Origin of the sequence: Microbacterium sp. PF5 (assembly GCF_004794315.1) — a bacterium.
GTDB classification, from domain to species: Bacteria; Actinomycetota; Actinomycetes; order Actinomycetales; family Microbacteriaceae; genus Microbacterium; species Microbacterium sufflavum.
In genome coordinates, this window is sequence record NZ_SSDQ01000158.1 from 37,295 (window position 1) to 55,412 (window position 18,118).

Annotated in this window: 20 protein-coding genes; 12 read left to right on the forward strand and 8 right to left on the reverse strand. The window is 73.3% G+C overall.

Features of this window, described 5'->3' with window-relative positions; genetic code table 11:
* The first annotated feature begins 61 nt into the window (after positions 1–61).
* The 3 genes from DW297_RS15750 to DW297_RS15760 are packed head-to-tail and all read left to right on the forward strand — an operon-like array spanning position 62 to position 2,654.
* Positions 62–964, forward strand: coding sequence for an SDR family oxidoreductase (locus tag DW297_RS15750; protein ID WP_136034121.1), 903 nt, complete (start codon positions 62–64; stop codon positions 962–964).
* Positions 961–1,743, forward strand: a complete 783-nt coding sequence (locus DW297_RS15755; RefSeq protein ID WP_136034123.1) for a MaoC/PaaZ C-terminal domain-containing protein — start codon at positions 961–963, stop codon at positions 1,741–1,743. The genes DW297_RS15750 and DW297_RS15755 overlap by 4 nt, the downstream gene beginning before the upstream one ends.
* Positions 1,740–2,654 carry an NAD-dependent epimerase/dehydratase family protein gene (locus DW297_RS15760; protein WP_136034126.1) on the forward strand — a complete coding sequence of 305 codons (915 nt, stop codon included), beginning with the start codon at positions 1,740–1,742 and terminating at the stop codon, positions 2,652–2,654. The genes DW297_RS15755 and DW297_RS15760 overlap by 4 nt, the downstream gene beginning before the upstream one ends.
* On the opposite strand, the gene coaE is transcribed toward DW297_RS15760, so the two are convergent.
* Both coaE and DW297_RS15770 read right to left on the reverse strand, forming a co-directional pair.
* Complete coding sequence (gene coaE, locus DW297_RS15765) at positions 2,629–3,261, reverse strand: dephospho-CoA kinase (protein ID WP_240744653.1); 633 nt, start codon at positions 3,259–3,261, stop codon at positions 2,629–2,631. The genes DW297_RS15760 and coaE overlap by 26 nt on opposite strands.
* A gap of 24 nt (positions 3,262–3,285) precedes the next feature.
* On the reverse strand, positions 3,286–3,795 hold the full coding sequence (locus DW297_RS15770; protein WP_136034128.1) for a GNAT family N-acetyltransferase: 510 nt from the start codon (positions 3,793–3,795) through the stop codon (positions 3,286–3,288).
* A 130-nt stretch (positions 3,796–3,925) separates the two neighbouring features.
* Here DW297_RS15770 and DW297_RS15775 point away from each other — a divergent pair, with 130 nt between their 5' ends.
* The gene (locus DW297_RS15775) at positions 3,926–4,486 is read left to right on the forward strand and encodes an acyl-CoA thioesterase (RefSeq protein WP_136034130.1); all 561 of its coding nucleotides are present in this window, start codon (positions 3,926–3,928) and stop codon (positions 4,484–4,486) included.
* Between the two features lie 39 nt (positions 4,487–4,525).
* A complete protein-coding gene (locus tag DW297_RS15780) occupies positions 4,526–5,926 on the forward strand; it encodes a hypothetical protein (protein ID WP_136034132.1) in 1,401 nt (466 codons plus the stop codon).
* On the opposite strand, the gene DW297_RS15785 is transcribed toward DW297_RS15780, so the two are convergent.
* Genes DW297_RS15785 through DW297_RS15795 form a run of 3 tightly spaced genes read right to left on the reverse strand, consistent with a single transcriptional unit; the run spans position 5,881 to position 7,708 of the window.
* Positions 5,881–6,471, reverse strand: coding sequence for a hypothetical protein (locus DW297_RS15785; RefSeq protein ID WP_136034134.1), 591 nt, complete (start codon positions 6,469–6,471; stop codon positions 5,881–5,883). The genes DW297_RS15780 and DW297_RS15785 overlap by 46 nt on opposite strands.
* Positions 6,468–7,031 (reverse strand): DUF4352 domain-containing protein, encoded by a 564-nt coding sequence (locus DW297_RS19120; RefSeq protein WP_136034136.1) that lies wholly within the window; start codon positions 7,029–7,031, stop codon positions 6,468–6,470. Before DW297_RS19120 ends, DW297_RS15785 begins: the two co-directional genes overlap by 4 nt.
* On the reverse strand, positions 7,028–7,708 hold the full coding sequence (locus DW297_RS15795) for a hypothetical protein (RefSeq protein ID WP_168442887.1): 681 nt from the start codon (positions 7,706–7,708) through the stop codon (positions 7,028–7,030). Before DW297_RS15795 ends, DW297_RS19120 begins: the two co-directional genes overlap by 4 nt.
* A 74-nt stretch (positions 7,709–7,782) precedes the next feature.
* Here DW297_RS15795 and DW297_RS15800 point away from each other — a divergent pair, with 74 nt between their 5' ends.
* The 6 genes from DW297_RS15800 to rocD all read left to right on the forward strand — a co-directional run bounded on the left by DW297_RS15800 (position 7,783) and on the right by rocD (position 15,523).
* On the forward strand, positions 7,783–11,436 hold the full coding sequence (locus tag DW297_RS15800; RefSeq protein WP_136034141.1) for a proline dehydrogenase family protein: 3,654 nt from the start codon (positions 7,783–7,785) through the stop codon (positions 11,434–11,436).
* 168 nt (positions 11,437–11,604) lie between these two features.
* Complete coding sequence (locus DW297_RS15805; RefSeq protein WP_136034142.1) at positions 11,605–12,039, forward strand: hypothetical protein; 435 nt, start codon at positions 11,605–11,607, stop codon at positions 12,037–12,039.
* The gene (locus DW297_RS15810; RefSeq protein WP_136034144.1) at positions 12,039–12,269 is read left to right on the forward strand and encodes a helix-turn-helix transcriptional regulator; all 231 of its coding nucleotides are present in this window, start codon (positions 12,039–12,041) and stop codon (positions 12,267–12,269) included. The genes DW297_RS15805 and DW297_RS15810 overlap by 1 nt, the downstream gene beginning before the upstream one ends.
* The gene (locus tag DW297_RS15815) at positions 12,266–13,258 is read left to right on the forward strand and encodes an NAD(P)-dependent alcohol dehydrogenase (RefSeq protein WP_136034146.1); all 993 of its coding nucleotides are present in this window, start codon (positions 12,266–12,268) and stop codon (positions 13,256–13,258) included. The genes DW297_RS15810 and DW297_RS15815 overlap by 4 nt, the downstream gene beginning before the upstream one ends.
* Before the next feature lie 166 nt (positions 13,259–13,424).
* Positions 13,425–14,303: a dimethylargininase gene (gene ddaH / locus DW297_RS15820; protein ID WP_136034148.1), complete on the forward strand. Its 879-nt coding sequence runs from the start codon at positions 13,425–13,427 to the stop codon at positions 14,301–14,303.
* Entirely contained in the window at positions 14,300–15,523 is a 1,224-nt protein-coding gene (rocD, locus tag DW297_RS15825) for an ornithine--oxo-acid transaminase (RefSeq protein WP_240744654.1), read from the forward strand. Before ddaH ends, rocD begins: the two co-directional genes overlap by 4 nt.
* 81 nt (positions 15,524–15,604) lie before the next feature.
* Here rocD and DW297_RS15830 read toward each other — a convergent pair whose 3' ends face one another.
* From DW297_RS15830 to DW297_RS15840, 3 genes are read right to left on the reverse strand one after another with little or no spacing between them, the layout of a single operon-like run.
* Complete coding sequence (locus DW297_RS15830; RefSeq protein WP_136034150.1) at positions 15,605–15,883, reverse strand: hypothetical protein; 279 nt, start codon at positions 15,881–15,883, stop codon at positions 15,605–15,607.
* Positions 15,884–15,943: 60 nt separating this feature from the next.
* Positions 15,944–17,278, reverse strand: coding sequence for an MFS transporter (locus DW297_RS15835; protein ID WP_136034163.1), 1,335 nt, complete (start codon positions 17,276–17,278; stop codon positions 15,944–15,946).
* A gap of 5 nt (positions 17,279–17,283) precedes the next feature.
* Positions 17,284–17,724 carry a MarR family winged helix-turn-helix transcriptional regulator gene (locus DW297_RS15840; RefSeq protein WP_136034152.1) on the reverse strand — a complete coding sequence of 147 codons (441 nt, stop codon included), beginning with the start codon at positions 17,722–17,724 and terminating at the stop codon, positions 17,284–17,286.
* A gap of 71 nt (positions 17,725–17,795) precedes the next feature.
* On the opposite strand from DW297_RS15840, the gene DW297_RS15845 reads away from it, so the two are divergent.
* Positions 17,796–18,118, forward strand: a 323-nt coding sequence (locus tag DW297_RS15845) for a copper homeostasis protein CutC (protein WP_275092301.1), incomplete at its 3' end; no start/stop codon positions are given.

Genomic DNA, 18,118 nt, shown 5'->3' on the forward strand with positions numbered 1-18,118 from the left:
GTTGGTATGCTCGGGCGCATCCCACCCGCGTCCGCCGACGCCGCTCGAAGGAGAGTCGACCATGGCAGGAATACTCGAAGGCCGCGTGGCCATCGTCACCGGTGCTGGTCGCGGCCTCGGCCGAGAGCACGCGCTGGAGCTCGCGCGCCAGGGGGCGAAGGTGGTCGTGAATGACCTCGGCACGACCCTCGACGGTGACGGCGTCTCGGTCGGTCCGGCGCAGGAGGTCGTCGAGCTCATCGAGGCCGCCGGGGGAGAGGCGATCGCGAACGGCGCCGACATCGCCGACTTCGCGCAGGCCGGGGCCCTCGTCGAGCAGGCGCTCACGGCGTTCGGACGACTGGACATCCTCGTGAACAACGCCGGGTTCGTGCGCGACCGCATGCTGGTCAACGCCGGCGAGGACGAGTGGGACGCGGTGATCCGCGTGCACCTCAAGGGGCACTTCGCGCCGCTGCGCCACGCGAGCGCGCACTGGCGTGCCGAGGCCAAGGCCGGGCGGCAGCCGGTCGCCCGCGTCGTGAACACCTCGTCCGGCGCCGGGCTCCAGGGCAGCATCGGGCAGGCGGCCTACTCCGCCGCGAAGGGCGGCATCGCCTCCCTCACCCTCGTGGCCGCCGCCGAGCTGCAGCGGTACGGCGTGCACGTCAACGCGATCGCCCCATCCGCCCGCACGCGCATGACCGAGGGGCCCTTCGCCGACGCGATGGCCGCGCCCGCGGACGGCTTCGATCGCATGGACCCGGCGAACGTCTCGCCCGTGGTCGCCTGGCTCGCCAGCGCGGACTGCGACGTCACCGGCCGCGTGCTGGAGATCGAGGGCGGCCGCCTCTGCCTGGAAGAGGGATGGCGGCACGGGCCCCGGCGTGACCGGGATCGGCGGTGGGACGCGGCCGAGGTCGGCGAGGCGGTGCGGGCCCTGGTCGCCGAAGCTGCTGCCCCCGAGCCGGTGTACGGCGCATGAGCGCGGGCGACTGGGCCGGGCGCGACCTCGGCGAGCGGACAGTCGGCTACGACGAGCGCGACGCGATCCTCTACGCGCTGTCGGTCGGGGCCGCCGCGACCGACCTCGATCTCGTGTTCGAGGACCGTCTGCGCGTGCTCCCGTCGTTCGGGCTGACGCTCGCGCAGTGGGCGCCCGACGTGCTCGCCGAGGCGGGGGCGTTCGACGACCGCGCCGTGCACGGCTCGCAGACGCTGGAGGTGCACCGGCCGCTGCCGCGCTCGGGCGAGCTGCGGCTGTCCGCCCGCGTTGGCGACGTGTGGGACAAGGGTTCCGCGGCCGTGTTCGACGTGATCGTGGAGTGCGCCGAGTTCACCGCGACCTGGTCACTGTTCGCGCCCGGTGCGGGCGGGTTCGGTGGGGGACGGGGCCCGGCGCGGGCTGCCACCGACGAGCGACCGGTGGGTGCGACGGCCGCCGTGACGACGTTCCCGACGCAGGCCGCCCTGTACCGGCTGACCGGCGACCGCCACCACATCCACATCGATCCCGCGGCGTCCGCGCGGATCGGGCAGACCGTGCCGATCCTCCAGGGGCTGTGCACGCTCGCCGCCACCACCCTCGTCCTCGCTTCCGAGCAGGGCGCGCATCCGGCCGACCTCCGCTCGCTACGGGGCCGGTTCAGCGGTCCGGTCATCCCGGGCGATGTGCTCGAGGTCGAGTCGTGGCACGGCGGCGACTTCGAGTTGCGGCGCGACGGGACGCCCGTGATCTCCGACGGCCGGGCGGTGTTCGCATGAGCCGGGTGCTGGTGGTCGGCGCGACCGGGATGATCGGCAGTCACGTCGCCGCCGACCTCGCCGCGCGCGGTGACGCGGTGACCGTGATGGCGCGGCGCGAGCCGTCCGAGCGCGACCCCCGGGCCATCGCCGGGATGCCGCGCCTCCGGGGCGACTACACCGACGCCGGGTCCGCCGCGCTGCTCGACGGTTTCGACGCGGTCGTGTTCGCGGCGGGCAACGACATCCGCCACGTGCCCGCCGCGCAGGAGGACGACGCGTTCTGGGAGCGCACGCAGAGCGTCGGGGTGCCGCGCTTCGCCGCGCTCGCGAAGACCGCGGGCGTCGGCCGGTTCGTGCAGATCGGCAGCTACTACCACCAGCTGCACCCGGAGTGGGCGGAGCGGATCCCCTACGTGGCGGCGCGGCGCGACGCCGACGAGCGCACCCGCGCCCTGAGCGACGACGGTTTCGCGGCGATCACCCTGAACCCGCCGTCGATCGTCGGCGCCGATGAGCGCGGCCTGCGGCGGTTCGCCCGCATGATCGCGTGGACGCGCGGCGAGCTCGACGAACCCGCGCTGTTCGCCCCGCCCGGCGGCACCAACTACCTGTCGGTGCGCTCGCTCTCGCAGGCCGTGCAGGGCGCGCTCGATGCGGGCGAAGGCGGGCGGGCCTACCTGGTGGGCGACGCGAACCTCACGTATCGCGACTACTTCCAGCTGCTCGCCGACGCCGCCGGCAGCGCGCACACGATCGAGGAGCGCGACGAGGAGCATCCGTTCCAGCCCGACCGCTTCATCGTGCAGGGCCGCGGCGCGGTGATCGCGTACGAGCCGGACCCCGCGGAGACCGCCCTGCTCGGCTACGACCGGGGCGATGTCGAGCGCGCGCTGGCGGAGATCGTCACCGCGGCGGACGCGCAGCGCTGAGCCGCTCCCACAGCACGGCCGTCGCGGCGAGAGTGTCGGCGAGGGTGCCGTCCGTGCGCAGCACCTCGTTGGCGATCGCGATCCGGTCGGCCTCGGCGCCCTGTGCGCGGAGCCGCCGCTCGGCCTCGGCCGCATCGTGCCCCCGCTCCTCCCGCAACCGTCGCAGGCGCATGGCCTCGGCGGCCTCGACCGTCACGACCCGGTCGTACGTCCAGGGCAGGGGGGCGGTGGTGCGGCTGAGCAGCGGGATCTCGTGCACCACGACACCCGGTTCGCGGCGGGCCTCGGCGATGCGCGCAGCCACCTCGGCCAGCAGAGCCGGGCGCAGCAGGGCGTTGTAGCGGGAGAGGAGGGCGGGATCGTCGAACACGCGTGCCGCGACCGCCGCCCGGTCGAGAGACCCGTCCGCCGTGCGGACCTCGGCCCCGAGCAGCGCCGTGATCCGGTCGAGCAGCGCCGCGCCGTCCGTGGTGCCGGGATCGACGATGGCACGGGCGGCCGCGTCACCGTCCACGATGCGGGCACCGTGCGCGGCCAGGGCGCGCGCGACCGTGCTCTTCCCCGCGGCGATCCCGCCCGTGAGTCCGACCAGGATCGCCGCCGTCACGAGGGTTCTCCCGGTCGCGACGCGTCAGGGACGGACGAAGCGGACCTCGGTGAGCGTCTCGCCGAGGAAGGGCTCGGTGTGCGAGGCGCCGTCGAGGTGGAAGCCGTTGCGCGTGTAGAAGCGGTGCGCGCGGGGGTTGTCCTCCGCGACCCACAGGTAGAGCGGCTCGTCCTTCTCGACCGCGGCGTCGAACAGCTTCTGGCCGATGCCGGTGGAGTGGTACGCGTCGAGCAGGTAGATGAAGTAGAGCTCCCGGAAGGCGGGGGCGTCCTTGTCGCGGGCGGGGCCGGAGCCGACGAAGCCGACGATCTCGCCGTCGACGAGGGCCGCGTTCATCTTGAAGTCGGGGCCCTGGGCGGCCCAGTGCGTCCACAGCTCGGCCATGCGGCGGGGCGAGACCTTCTCCAGCGCGGCCTTGCTGATCAGGTGATCGTAGGTCTCGTGCCAGCACTGCGCGTGCACGCGACCGAGGGCTTCGGCATCCACATCACGGACCGGACGGACGATGACTTCGGGCTGGGCTTCGGCGCTCATGCGGTGACTCTACGCGCGGCCCGTGAAAACTCGAAATCGGCGCGGAGCGGGGTGACGCGCGGGTGAACGGCCTGGAGGAACCGCACAACGATATTCACGGTTCGTGCGCCGCTGGCTACGATCGTCCCTCGTGAACGTGATCTGGCGGACCCTCCTCGTGATCCTCGGCGCGCGGCGTCGCGTGCGGCAGGGGAAGACCCTCGACCCGACCGCGGTGAGCAGCGTCACCGTCACGACCCTCCCCACCGACCTCGACATCCTCCGGCACATGAACAACGGCCGCTATCTGTCGCTGTTCGACCTCGGCCGCTGGGATCACCTGATCCGCACCGGGCTGTTCGACGTGATGAAGCAGCGCGGCTGGTACGCGGTCGTCTCGAGCGAGACCATCACGTTCCGCAAGTCGCTGCAGCTGTGGCAGCGCTTCGAGGTGCAGTCGCGGTTCATCGGCCACGACGACAGGGCGCTGTTCCTGGAGCACCGGGCCGTGGTCGACGGCGAGGTGTACGCCAGGGCCATCGTGCGGGCGCGCGTGCTGCGGCGCACGGGCGGCACCGTGAGCAACGAGGAGCTGTTCGCCGCGGTCGGCAAGCCGGAGGGCGTGCCGGAGATCGACGCCTGGGTGCACGACTGGGCGGCGGCGTCCGCCCTCCCGCCCGTGCGCACGCCCGCCCCCAGCGTCTGGAACTGATCAGGCGCGCGGCGGGCGCACTGCCGATATATTGACGCTGTGCTGGCCATCCTGACGACCGCCGGGCGCGTGCTGCTGCGGCACTGGCCCGCGCTCATGGCGTGGTACCTGGCCGGGGTCCTCGTGCACTACGTGATCACCGAGATCGCCGGTTTCGTGGGTGCCACCTCGGCCACGCTGGGCTTCTTGGTGCTGCCCATCGCGATCCTCGCCCGGCTCGTCAGCCTGGTGGCCATGTTCCTGGTGCTGCGCGACGGGCTGCGCAACCTGCAGGAGGTCGCCCCGCTCCCGGAGTCCGCCGCCGACCGGCGCCGGACGTTCCTCACCGCGCTGCTCGCCGGGATCCTCCCCTTCTTCGCCGTGTACTGGGCGCAGGGCCTGCTCGGCGAGGACGTGCGCACCTACTCGGCCCGTGCCCTCGAGGTGCGCTCCGGGATCATCTGGACGGCGAGCGTCAACGGCGAACCGGCCGTCGGCTCCGAGGACACGGTGCTCAACCTGCCCCTCAACGTCTGGACGATCGCGATCATCGTCGTCGCGTTCGCCGGGCGATGGGCGTGGTCGAAGTGGTCGCCGAAACTCGCCGCCTGGCTCTCGCCCGTGGCGGTGTACTTCGAGGTCGTCTGGGTGTTCTTCTCGGTCATGGTGCTCGGCGACGTGTTCGACGCGATCAAGGCCTGGGTCGACAGCCGAGCCGCGATGGCGGTCCTGGAAGACGTGCGCGAGGGACTGCTGGACGCGGTCGCGCCGCTGCGGTGGCTGTGGGACGGGGTCGGCTGGGTGCTGTCGGAGGCCGGTCCGGTGCTGCTGGCGCCGCTGGCGTGGCTCACGATCGCCGGCGTCGTGTTCGGGCAGGCGATCGTGGCCGAGAAGCTGCGCGTCGAGAGCCGGTTCCTGTCGCGGTTCCGTCAGCACGCCGAGGCCATCCCCAACCCGCTCGTGCGCCGGCTCAGAGACCTCGGCGACGAACTCGGCGCCCGGTTCCGCCCGATCGGTCGCGCGCTGCTGCTGATGTGGCGGGCCGGCCCGCTCCTGGTCGCGTCCTACGCCCTGCTGTACGTGGTGGTGAAGGCGCTCGAGTCGTACCTGGCCTTCGGTCTCACCCGCCTGATCGGTCCGCACGACTTCGTCTTCTGGGCGGTCGCGACGCCCCTCGTGTCCCTCGTCCCGATGCTGCTGATCGAGCCCGTGCGCATCGCCGTGATCAGCGGCGCGTACGACGCCACGCTCGGGCGACTGCGACGCAAGCAGCAGGAGCGCTCCGACACCACCACCGGTTCCGCGGCCGAGGCGGAGATGCGCGCCGTCGCCGATGCCGCGGGGCTGCTGCCCTCCTCGGTCGACGCGGTCGCCGCGGCCGTCGTCGCCGCCCCGCCGCGCGATGCCGTGGGGGGTCAGAGTTCGAACGCGAACCTGAGGAACGAGCCGCCCGCGTCGTAGGGTCGCACGTCCACCCAGAACGGGCCCTCCGCGTCGTCCGGCACCACGAACGGCACGACCAGCTCGTACTCCCCGGCCTCTGCGCTCAGGCACGTCTCCGGCTCGTCCGGGTCGGACAGCAGCCCGATCTCCAGACGCACGGGGCGCCACTCGCGGCCCGTCGCCCGCTCCACCAGCTTCGGGGTCTCGCAGCCGATGCCCGCGGTGCTCGCGTCGACCGGCACCGCCACGGCGATCAGCCGCGTGCCGTCGGGGACGTCGAGGCCGCTCACGTCGTCGATCTCGCCCCCGCGCACCGGACCCCACTCGGCTCCGGCGAGGTCGGCCGAGGCGTCTTCGTCGACCGTGATCGCGGTGACCGCCCTGGCCCCGAACCCGAAGTACTGATACCACTCCTGCCAGCCGACGGCCGCAGCGGTGACCGGGGCGAGCACCGCGAGGGCGACGAGCGCGACGGCGTTGCGACGCCACCACGACGGCCGACGCGGCACCGGTGCGGGCTCGACCGTGGGCGCGGGCGGGAGCGGCGGAGGCGGGATCGTCATCCGCGGGCCCACCCGTTCTCGTCGAGGAGGATGGCGGCCTCGACCGGGAGGTCGGCGAGGTCGAGCGGCAGGTCGACGACCCCGTCGAGCAGGACCTCGCCGATGCCGGCGCCCGCGACCCCGAGGCGCAGGGTGGCGCGGTCGTCCGTGACGTCGTCTGGCAGCTCGAACGCCAGACTCCCCGCGCGGGGGACGCCGGTCACCAGCCGCTGCTGCGCGAACGTCGTCCCGCGATCGGTGGCGCTGAACGTGCGGTCGCCGATGGTGAGCTGCGCGAGCGAGAGGGTGCTGAGGTCCTGCGTCACGGCGGACGCGGCCTCCAGGTCGACCACCAGCCAGGTGCCGTCGGCCGACCAGCCGTCCGCGTCTTCGACCCGGTCGGCCAGGCGCACGTCGGTGATCGTCACGACGAGGTTGCGCACGGCGGCCTCCTCGCCGATCCGCGTGACCCGGGGGAACGCGGCCGTCGCGGCGTCGTCCGGAAGCGTGACCTTCGACACCACCCACGCGCCGGCGAGCAGCGCCGCGGTGAGCAGCCACACGAGGACGTGCTTCTTCACGGTGCCGTCTCCTCCCCGATCCGCGCCGTGAGGGTCGCGCCGACCCGCACGTCGGTCCAGTAGTCCCCGCGGATCACCCGCGAGCCGACCGCGTGCGTGGAGTCCGGCAGGGTGAGCGTGAGCTCCTCGCCCTCCCGGTAGTCGTCCGGCCCCACGAGCCAGGCGAGCAGCAGTCGTGCGGGGACGTCGGGCTGCAGCGTCGGGGCCCCGCGTCCGTCGTCGGCCCGCGACACCTGCCCCTTCTCGTCGAGGCCCTCGATGCGGATGCCGTCGACCACCGCCGACTCGGGGACGCCCGAGGTCGAGCCGCGCGGGGCGTGGAAGGTGTTCACCGCGTCGACCGTGACCACCAGCACGCGCTCGCCCTTCTCCTCCTCGGGGAACACCCACGTCTGCCCGCGATCGTCGCGCAGCTCCACCGCCACGACCGTCAGCTCCAGGTCGGACCCCGCGTACGTCTCACCCACCGCGACCTCGGGGATCGGGTCGACCGCGGCCGCCTCCAGCCCGCCGAACACCGCGGTGCCGGCGAGGAGCAGCGCCCCCGCGCCGGTGAGCAGCCACGGGGTCGGGATCAGGTCGATGCTGCGCCGCGCCCACCCCAGCACCCTGGCCCGGGCGGCGGACGCGTCGCTGCGGCCCTGCGGCGCCGTCCCCTCCGGCGGTGTCGTGGTCACGGCAACAGCATAGGGGCGAGGTCGTGCGGCCCGGGCTCCCGCCGAAACAGGGGCCCGGTCATAGGCTGAGGATCATGGCCGAGCTCCCGCCGGATGCCGCGTCGTCCGCCCCCCTCTCCGACCGTGCGATCGACCTCGCGCGCCGCTGGGTGATCGAGGCCGCGGCGGCCGACGTCGACCCCGCGGCCGCACGCCTGGCCGGGGTGCTGCGCGACGCGAACGGCCTGCCCTTCACGCTCGGCTTCGTCGACGGGGTGATGCGCCCGGAGAGCCTGACCGCGGCCGCCGCCCGCCTGCACCGCATCGCGCCGATCGTGCCCGAGTTCCTGCCCTGGTACCTGCGCTCGGCCGTGCGTCTGGGCGGGGGTGTCGCGCCCGTGCTGCCGACCCCGGTCGTGCCGATCGCGCGGCGGGCGCTGCGCGACATGGTCGGGCACCTCGTGGTCGACGCGCGTCCCGCCAAGCTCGGCCCCGCGATCGAGCGGCTGCGTGCCTCGGGCTCGCGGCTCAACCTCAACCTGCTGGGCGAGGCGGTGCTGGGCGAGGCCGAGGCGCAGCGCCGGCTCGACGGCATCCACGAGCTCATCCGCCGCGCCGACGTGGACTACGTGTCGGTCAAGGTGTCGGCCATCATGAGCCGCATCTCGATGTGGGGGTTCGACGCCGTCGTCGACCGCGTGGTGCAGCGTCTGCTGCCGCTGTACCTGACCGCGGCGGACGACGGCACCTTCATCAACCTCGACATGGAGGAGTACCGCGACCTTGACCTCACGATCGCGGTGTTCACGCGGCTGCTGGAGGATCCGCGGCTGGCGCGGCTGGAGGCCGGCATCGTGCTGCAGGCCTACCTGCCCGACGCGCTGCCCGCGCTGCAGGAGCTGACCGCGTGGGCGCAGGACCGCGTGGCCCACGGGGGCGCCCGCATCAAGGTGCGGCTCGTGAAGGGCGCGAACCTCGCCATGGAGCACGTCGAGGCGCGGCTGCACGGCTGGACCCCCGCGACCTACGACACCAAGCTCGACACCGACGCGAACTACCTCCGCTGCCTGGACTGGGCGCTCACGCCCGCGCACACCTCCGCCGTGAAGCTGGGGATCGCCGGGCACAACCTGTTCGGCATCGCCTACGCCTGGCTGCTCGCGGGCGAGCGCGGCGTGCGCGATGCGATCGAGTTCGAGATGCTGCTCGGGATGGCGCAGGGCCAGGTGCGGGCCGTGTCGCGCGAGGTCGGGCCGGTGCTGCTGTACGTGCCCGTGGTCGCCCCGGCCGAGTTCGACGTGGCCATCAGCTACCTGGTGCGGCGGCTGGAGGAGAACGCGTCGTCCGACAACTTCCTGTCCGCGGCCTTCCGGCTCCACGAGGACGAGGGGCTGTTCGCCCGGGAGCGCGACCGGTTCCTCGACGCCCTCGACCGTTCCACGGACGCGACCCTGCTCCGCGGACCGCGCCGCACGCAGGACCGGCTCGCACCCGTGCACGAGTCGGTCCGCCCGACCGCCGCGCCCCCGATCCCCGAGGCCGACCTGACGCAGGCGGTGCTGGGCATCGCCCGCGGCACCGACGGCGCGGACACCGGGGCCTTCCTGGAGACGGCGGTGTACGCGGCCCGCGAGCGCGGGGAGGACACGGGCGGCGCTCCGGGCTTCACCAACACGCAGGACACCGACCTCGCGCTGCCCGCCAACCGGGAGTGGGCCGACGGGATCCGCGGTCGCCTGGCCGATTCGACCGTGGGGGAGGCCGTGCTCGCCGCCGCCAGGGTCGACGACGCCGACGAGCTCGGGCGCCTCGTGCGGGGCGTGCGATCCGCTGCCGCGTCGTGGGGCTCGCGTCCGGCGGCGGAGCGCGCGGAGGTGCTGCTGCGGGCCGCCGCCGCGCTCGACGGTCGGCGTGGGGAGCTGATCGAGGTGGCCGCGGCGGAGACCGGAAAGGTGTTCGCCGAGGCCGACGTGGAGGTCAGCGAGGCCGTCGACTTCGCCCGCTACTACGCCTCCACGTGCCGCGAGCTCGACGCGATCTCCGGTGCCGTGTTCGAGCCGGCGCGCGTGACCGTGGTCGCGCCGCCCTGGAACTTCCCGCTGGCGATCCCGGCCGGAGGAGTGCTCGCCGCGCTCGCCGCCGGCTCGGGGGTCGTGCTCAAGCCCGCCCCGCAGGCGCGACGCTGCGCCGCCGCGCTCGCCGAGGCCCTGTGGGAGGGCGGCGTGCCGCGCGAGGTGCTCGCCCTGGTCGACATCGAGGAGGGCGAGCTCGGACGGGCGCTGATCACCGACGAGGCCGTGGACCGCGTGATCCTCACCGGCTCGTGGGAGACGGCGGCGCTCTTCCGCTCGTGGCGCCCCGACCTGCCGCTGCTCGCCGAGACCAGCGGCAAGAACGCCATGATCATCACGCCGTCCGCCGACCTCGATCTGGCCGTCGCCGACCTGGTCAAGAGCGCCTTCGGGCACGCGGGGCAGAAGTGCTCCGCCGCCTCCCTCGCGATCCTCGTCGGCCCGGTCGGCCGTTCGCAGCGCTTCGCCCGGCAGCTCGCCGACGCGGTCCGCTCCCTGCGGGTGGGCTGGCCGGCGGATCCGTCGGCCGAGGTGGGCCCCGTGATCGAGCAGCCGCAGGGCAAGCTCGCCTGGGCGCTCAGCGAGCTGGAGGGCGACGAGCGGTGGCTGATCGAGCCCGCCCCCGTGGACGGCGACGAGAGCGGACGGCTGTGGCGGCCCGGCGTGCGCGTGGGCGTGCAGCCGGGGTCGCGCTTCCACCTCGAGGAGTTCTTCGGCCCGGTGCTCGGCATCATGCACGCGCCCACGCTCGCGCGCGCGATCGAACTGCAGAACGCGGTCGCGTACGGCCTCACGGCCGGGCTCCACACGCAGGACCCCGACGACCTGTCGCTCTGGCTCGACCGGGTGCAGGCGGGCAACCTCTACGTCAACCGCGGCACCACGGGGGCGATCGTGCAGCGGCAGCCCTTCGGCGGCTGGAAGCGGTCGTCGGTCGGACCCGGTGCGAAGCCGGGCGGCCCGAACCACCTGATCGGCCTCGGCACGTGGCGCTCGCAGCCCGGGGGCGCGGCATCGAGCACCCTGCACCTGCGGGGACTCGACTCGCGCATCACGGCGCTCATCGAGTCGGCGCAGCCGTCGCTGGCGTACGAGGCCTTCGAGTGGCTGCGGCGCGCGGCCCTGTCGGATGCCCTGGCCTGGGACCGTGAGTTCGGGCGGGTGCGCGACGTGTCGCGGCTGGAGGTGGAGCGCAACCTGTTCCGCTACCGCCCGGGGCACGTGGAGATCAGGGCGACCGAGGACGCACGCCTGCAGGACGTGCTGCGGGTCGTGATCGCGGGGGTCCGCGCGGGGGCGGGCTTCGTACTCTCCACCCCGGTGGGGCTCCCGGCCGGGGTGCGGCACGCGCTGGGCGACCTCGACGCGGTGGTCTTCCTGGAGTCGGACGAGGAGTGGATGCAGCGCCTGCTGCCCGCGGAGGAGGAGCCGGCGGAGGGCGCGAGCGCGGGCGCGCGGTACGACCGGGTGCGTCTGGTGGGCGGCCGGGAGGCGGTCGCGACGCTGCGGGCGTCGCTGGCGGCGGCGACCGCGGGCGACCCCGACCTGGCGGTGTACGACGCGGAGGTGACCGCGGCCGCCCGCATCGAGCTGCTCCCGTTCGTGCACGAGCAGTCGATCTCCATCACGGCGCACCGCTACGGCAACCTCGACCCCTGGAGTGCTCCCGTCATCTGACCCCGCCCCCGCCCGCCGCGCCCACCGGCGCGGGGTCGAAAAGGTGCGTTCCGCGGGCGTGTCCGGCGCGTCTTCGATCCGGCACCGCCGGGCGTGTAAAAGATTCTTGACACGAGCATCCGCCGCGCATAGCCTCATGTCAAGGATCCTTTACATTCGGAGGGCGTCATGGTCTACGAGGAACGCAATGTCTGGGCGGGGCTCATCATCAGCCCGATCGTGCTCGTCGCCTACGTGGTGCTCGTGCTGCAGCAGGCGGCGGGCGGGCCGCTCACCGCGGTCGACTGGTTCCCGCTCATGCTCTGGAGCATCGGCGGCGGCATCGTCGGCACCATCCTGCTCAGCGTCGCCTGGGGCATCCTCGCCGGGATGCGCGACCCCGACGGCGTCGGCCGCTCCGACATCCGCGACCGCGACATCGGCCGCATGGGCGCCCGCGTGGAGCAGGCGTTCGTGGCGATCGCCGGACTCGGCGTGATCGTGCTGTGCGGGATCGGAGCCGACGTCTTCTGGATCGCGAACACGATGTTCCTCGGGTTCTTCGTGGCCGCGGTGGTCGGCGGCATCGCCCGGGTGATCGCCTACCGGCGGGGGCTCGTGTGATGGTCAAGCCCACCCTCGTCTCCAACAGCATCCGCGCCCACCGCGAGCGGGCAGGGCTCACCCAGGCCGAGCTCGCCAAGACCGTCGGCGTGACGCGCCAGACGCTCATCGCGATCGAGCAGCAGAAATACTCGCCCACGCTCGAGCTCGCGTTCCAGATCGCTCGCGCCTTCGGCGTCGGGCTCGACGAGCTGTTCTCCTATCCGAGCGCCCCCGGAGGTGCCGCATGACCGCCCGCATGGCCGCCTGGCGTCGCGAGACCTACGGCCCCGCCGACGGAGTCGCGCTCGAACGCCTCCCCCTGCCGCAGCCGCACCACGGCGAGGTGCTGCTCCGCGTGCGGGCCACCGCGCTCAATGCGGGCGACGTGCGGCTGCTGCTCGGCGATCCGCTGCTCGTGCGACCGGCGTTCGGGCTCACCCGGCCGAAGCATCCCGTGCGCGGCATGGAGGTCGTCGGCACGGTCGTGGGCGTCGGGCCCGACGTGGTGGGCGCCGAGCTCGACGAGCACGTGGTCGGCGAGCTCGTGGGCGGCGGAGGTCTCGCGGAGTACGTGCGGGTGCCGGCCGCCCGGCTCGTGCCGCTGCCGCCGGGCGTGGAGCCCGAGGTCGCCGCCACGCTCCCGGTCGCCGGGGGCACGGCGTGGCAGGCGCTCGACCTCGGCGGGGTCGGACTGCACGGCGGCACCCCGCGGGTGCTGGTGATCGGGGCGTCGGGCGGGGTCGGCACGTTCGCGGTGCAGCTCGCCGCGCTGCGCGGGGCCGAGGTGTGGGCGTCGTGCCGCGACCGCAACCAGCCGCTGATCGAACGCCTCGGGGCCGTGCGCACGTTCGACCACCGGGTCACGCCCCTGCGCGAGCTGCCCGCGGGGCACTTCGACGCGATCATCGACGTCGCGGGCGGCATCCCGCTGCGGCAGCTGCAGCGACTGGTGGTGCCCGGCGGTCGCGTGGTGCTGGTCACCGGCGACGGCGGGCCCGTGCTGGGTCCGATCCCGCGCATGCTGAGGGCGGTCGTGCTGTCGCTCGGATCGCGGCGCATCCGCCCGCTCGCGGCGACGCCCCGGCCCGAGGTGCTCGCCCGGCTGCTCGAGCTCGTGGCGGATGGCAGCCTCGTGCCGGTGATCGCCGAGACCTACGACTTCGCCGAGGCCGGGGCCGCGCTCGCCCGGCTGCAGGAGGGGCACGTGGTCGGAAAGCTGGTCGTGCGCGGCACCTGAGCGCGGCGGCGCGGGATCTGGCGGGCGGTCAGGCGCGGGTGGCACAATGGTCACCGGCGTGCCCGAGTCGCATCTTCCCCGCACCCGCTCCCGCGCGAGCGACGGGTCGAAGGACCGCCGGGCCCCTGGACAGCGTCCGCCGCGCCCGTTCACACGAGGAGCATCCATGTCGACGCCGGAGACCGCCGTCACCACCGCCCCTGCGCGCACCGCGCACCGCCGCCACTACCTGATGTGCCGTCCAGAGCACTTCACGGTGAACTACTCGATCAACCCGTGGATGGAGCCGGCCAAGCCGACCGACACGGCCCGTGCGGTCGAGCAGTGGCAGAAGCTGTACGACCTGTACGTCGAGCTGGGCCACGAGGTCGAGCTGATCGAGCCGCTCGCCGGATACCCCGACATGGTCTACACGGCCAACGGCGGCTTCCTGATCGACGGCCGCGCGTACGTGCCCGAGTTCCGCTTCGTCGAGCGTCAGGGCGAGGCCCCGGCGTTCGCCGACTGGTTCCGCGCCAACGGCTACGACACGGTGCTGCCCGAAGAGGTCAACGAGGGTGAGGGCGACTTCCTGCTGGTGGGTGACGTGATCCTCGCCGGCACCGGTTTCCGCTCCACGGGCGACAGCCACCGCGAGGTGGGTGAGGTGTTCGGCCGCGAGGTCGTGTCGCTCAACCTCGTCGACCCGCGCTTCTACCACCTCGACACCGCCATCGCGGTGCTCGACCCGGTGCAGGGCGTGGAGAACGGCGGCCCGGAGCGCGCCAACATCGCCTACCTGCCCGGTGCCTTCGACGACGCCAGCCGGGCCGAGCTCGAGCGGCGCTTCCCGGACGCGATCCTGGTGTCCGACGAGGACGGCGCGGTGTTCGGCCTCAACTCGTCCAGCGACGGCTACAACGTGATCATCTCGCCGCGCGCGAAGGGCTTCGAGCAGCAGCTGCGCGAGCGCGGGTACAACCCGATCACGGTCGACCTGTCCGAGCTGCTGCTCGGCGGCGGCGGCATCAAGTGCTGCACGCTCGAACTGCGCGGTGCGAAGTGACCGCGGTCGAGCCGGTGACCGCGGCGGCCGCTGAGGCCACGGCGCACGCGGAGCCGCACGTCGCGCACAACTACCACCCGCTGCCGGTCATGATCGCGCGGGGCGAGGGCGCGTGGGTCACCGACGTGGAGGGCAAGCGCTACCTCGACCTGCTCGCCGCCTACTCGGCCGTGAACTTCGGTCACCGCCACCCCGCCCTGGTCGCCGCCCTCACGGAGCAGCTCGGCCGCGTGACCCTGGTGAGCCGGGCGTTCCAGAGCGACACGCTCGAGCCCTTCGCCGCGGCGCTCGCCGAGCTGTGTGGCAAGGAGCTCGTGCTCCCGATGAACACCGGCGCCGAGGCCGTGGAGACCGGCATCAAGGTCGCCCGCGCGTGGGGCTACCGCGTGAAGGGCATCCCCGAGGGCGAGGCGCGCATCGTGGTGGCCAACGGCAACTTCCACGGGCGCACGACCACCATCGTGAGCTTCAGCGACGACGAGACCGCGCACGACGACTTCGGCCCCTACACGCCGGGCTTCGACCGGGTGCCGTTCGCCGACGCCGACGCCATCGAGGCCGCGATCACGGAGAACACCGCGGCCGTGCTGGTCGAGCCGATCCAGGGCGAGGCCGGGGTCGTGATCCCGCCGGAGGGCTACCTGCGCCGCATCCGCGAGATCTGCGACGCGAAGAACGTGCTGTTCATCGCCGACGAGATCCAGGCGGGACTGGGCCGGGTGGGCGAGACGTTCGCGTGCGACCGCGAGGGCGTCGTGCCCGACCTGTACCTGCTCGGCAAGGCGCTCGGCGGCGGCATCCTCCCGGTGTCGGCCGTGGTGGGCGACCGCGACGTGCTGGGCGTGATCCGCCCGGGCGAGCACGGGTCGACGTTCGGCGGAAACCCGCTCGCGGCGGCGGTCGGGCTGCGCGTGGTGGAGATGATGCAGACGGGCGAGTTCCAGGAGCGCGCACGGGCTCTGGGTGCGCACCTGGAGGCCGCGCTGCAGCCGCTCATCGGCCACGGCGTGACTGCGGTGCGCATCGCGGGGCTGTGGGCCGGCGTCGACATCGACCCGGCGATCGGGACGGGCCGGGCGGTCGCGGAGAAGCTGTCCGAGCGGGGTGTGCTCGTGAAGGACACGCACGGCCAGACCATCCGCATCGCCCCGCCGCTCGTGATCCGCGCGACCGAGCTCGACTGGGCGGTCGAGCAGCTCAAGCTCGTGCTGGCGGGCTGAGCCCCTCACACGCACGCGAAGGATCCGCGGACGGGCACCGGTCTCCGGTCGTCCCGTCCGCGGTTCCGTCTGCGGGAGCGCTCAGGCCGGCGGGTTGTCCGGGTCGAGCGTCTTCAGGGTGTCCTCCTCGGCGGGGTTGTCCGCGTCGAGGCCGTCCTCCGTGTTCTCCGAGCCGCCGAGCGGGGCGTGACCGGGGCCGGAGCTGCCCTGGATCGCGCCGCCGGTCGACTCGCCGCGGGAGCTGTCGCCCTGGATCGCGCCGCCGGTGCCGTCGCCCTGGCCATCCTCCTGGGGCACGTCGACGTCGGGCGCGCCCTCGGCCGGGTCCTGGGGGTGGGGGGTGCTCATGTTGTCGTCCATGGCCCGACCGTACGGCGCGGGGCGGATGACGCGGAGGGCGTTGACAAAACGCCGCGGTCGTCACTCGCCGTCGTCGCGGCGCACCGTGCGGATCGGCGTGGTCACGGTCGCCTTCTCGGTGAAGTCGACCGGTTCGACGGGCTGCACGACCCGCAGCGGCCGCGTCTCGTCGAGGGTGAGCAGGAAGCGGCTGGTCTCGTGCCGGTGCAGGCGCCCGGAGGTGAGCACCCACAGCACGCCGATCGCGCACGCGACGAAGCCCGCCGTGCCGCCCAGCATGATCGCGGCGCGCGGGCCGAACGTGTCGGCGACCCACCCGGCGATCGGCGCGCCGACCGGGGTCGAACCCATGATCACGGCCATGTACAGCGCCAGCACGCGTCCGCGCAGCGCCGGGTCGGTCGTGATCTGCACGTACCCGTTCGCCGTGGTCAGCAGCGTCACGATCATGAAGCCCGTGAAGGTGAGGGTCACGGCGTAGGCGAGGTAGCTCGGCATGGCGGCCGACACGAACGCGGCGATGCCGAACCCGCCCGCGGCGAGGATCACGACCCGCACGCGGGCGGTGTCGCGGCGGGCGGCGAGCAGCGCGCCGATCAGCGAGCCGATCGCGAGCACCGAGCTGAGCACCCCGTAGCCGTCGGCTCCCGCACCGAACTCGAGGGCCATGGTGGAGGCGAAGATCGGGAAGTTCATGCCGAACGCGCCGATCAGGAACACCGTCACGAACACGACCTTGAGGTCGCTGCGCGCCCACACGTAGCGGAAGCCCTCGGCCAGCCCGCCCCGGTTGCGGTGCTTGGGCCGCGGGGCGAGCAGGTTCGCGCGCATCAGCAGCAGGGCCAGGATCATCGCGAGGAAGGTGGCGGCGTTGGCGATGAACACCCACCCGGAGCCGATCGCGACGATGAGGAGGCCGCCCACGGCCGGGCCCACCATGCGGGCGAGGTTGAACGAGGCGGAGTTGAGGGCGACCGCGTTCGAGGTGTCGGCGGCGGAGACCATGTCGGACACGAAGGCCTGGCGGGCCGGGGCGTCGAACGCGTTGACGATGCCGAAGCCGAGCGCGAAGGCGAACATCATCGGCAGCGTCATGACGCCGGCCAGCAGCAGCGAGCCGACGGCGATCGCCAGCGCGAGCAGCGAGCCCTGCGTGGCGAGCAGGATGCGGCGGCGGTCGAAGCGGTCGGCCACCCAGCCGGTGAGGCTCACGAGCACGAGGGGCGGCCCGAACTGGAGGGCCATCGTGATGCCCATCGCGGTCGCGTCGTTGTCGGTGAGCTCGGTCAGCACGACCCAGTCCTGCGCGGTGGCCTGCATCCAGCCGCCGACGTTGGAGACCAGGGCGCCCGCGAACCAGATGCGGTAGTTGATGTTCGCGAACGAGCGGAACATGGCGCTCATCGTTCGACCACCCTCCGCATCAGGGCGCTCGCATCGCGCAGGATCGCGAGCTCGGCCTCGGTGTAGTCGACCTCGCGGAGCATGTCGGCCAGCAGCTCGTCGCGGCGGCGGATGGTCTCGACCACGATCTCGGCGCCGGCGGGCGTGATGTCGACCTGCACGCGCCGGCGGTCGTCCTCGTCGGGCGTGCGGGCGACGTAGCCCTGCTCCTCGAGCCCGTTGACGATGCTGGTCATGGAGGGGGCGGTCACGCGCTCGCGCTCGGCGAGGGTGGAGATCGTGCGCCGGCCGTTCATGCGCAGATCGGCGAGCACGGCGAGCTGGGTGTCGCTCATGGTGTCGGCGGCGCGGGCGCAGCGGAGGCGGCGGGCGAGCCGGAACGTGGCCAGGCGCAGGTCTGTGGCGGTGAGGGCGAGGAGATCATCGGGCGCAGACATACTTAGTTAGTCTATCTAATATTCGGGCGTCGTGGGCGGGCCGTCGCGCATCCACCCGGCAGAATGGACGGGTGACCCGTACCCTCGCTCTCGAACTCGCCGTCCAGGACCCCGCCGGAGTGCGCATCGCCGCAGAGATCGGCGCCGCCCGTGTCGAGCTCGCCACGGCCCTCGCGCTCGGCGGCCTCACCCCCTCGCCCGGGACCGTGGAGCTCGCGCTCGCCGCCGCCGCCGACGGCCCCGAGGTGCACGTGCTGATCCGTCCGCGCGCCGGCGACTTCCACTACGACGCCGACGAGCTCGCGGTCGCCGAGCGCGACGTGCGCCACGCGATCGCCGCGGGGGCCGCGGGCGTCGTGATCGGCGTGCTCGACGCCGCCGGCCGCCTCGACCG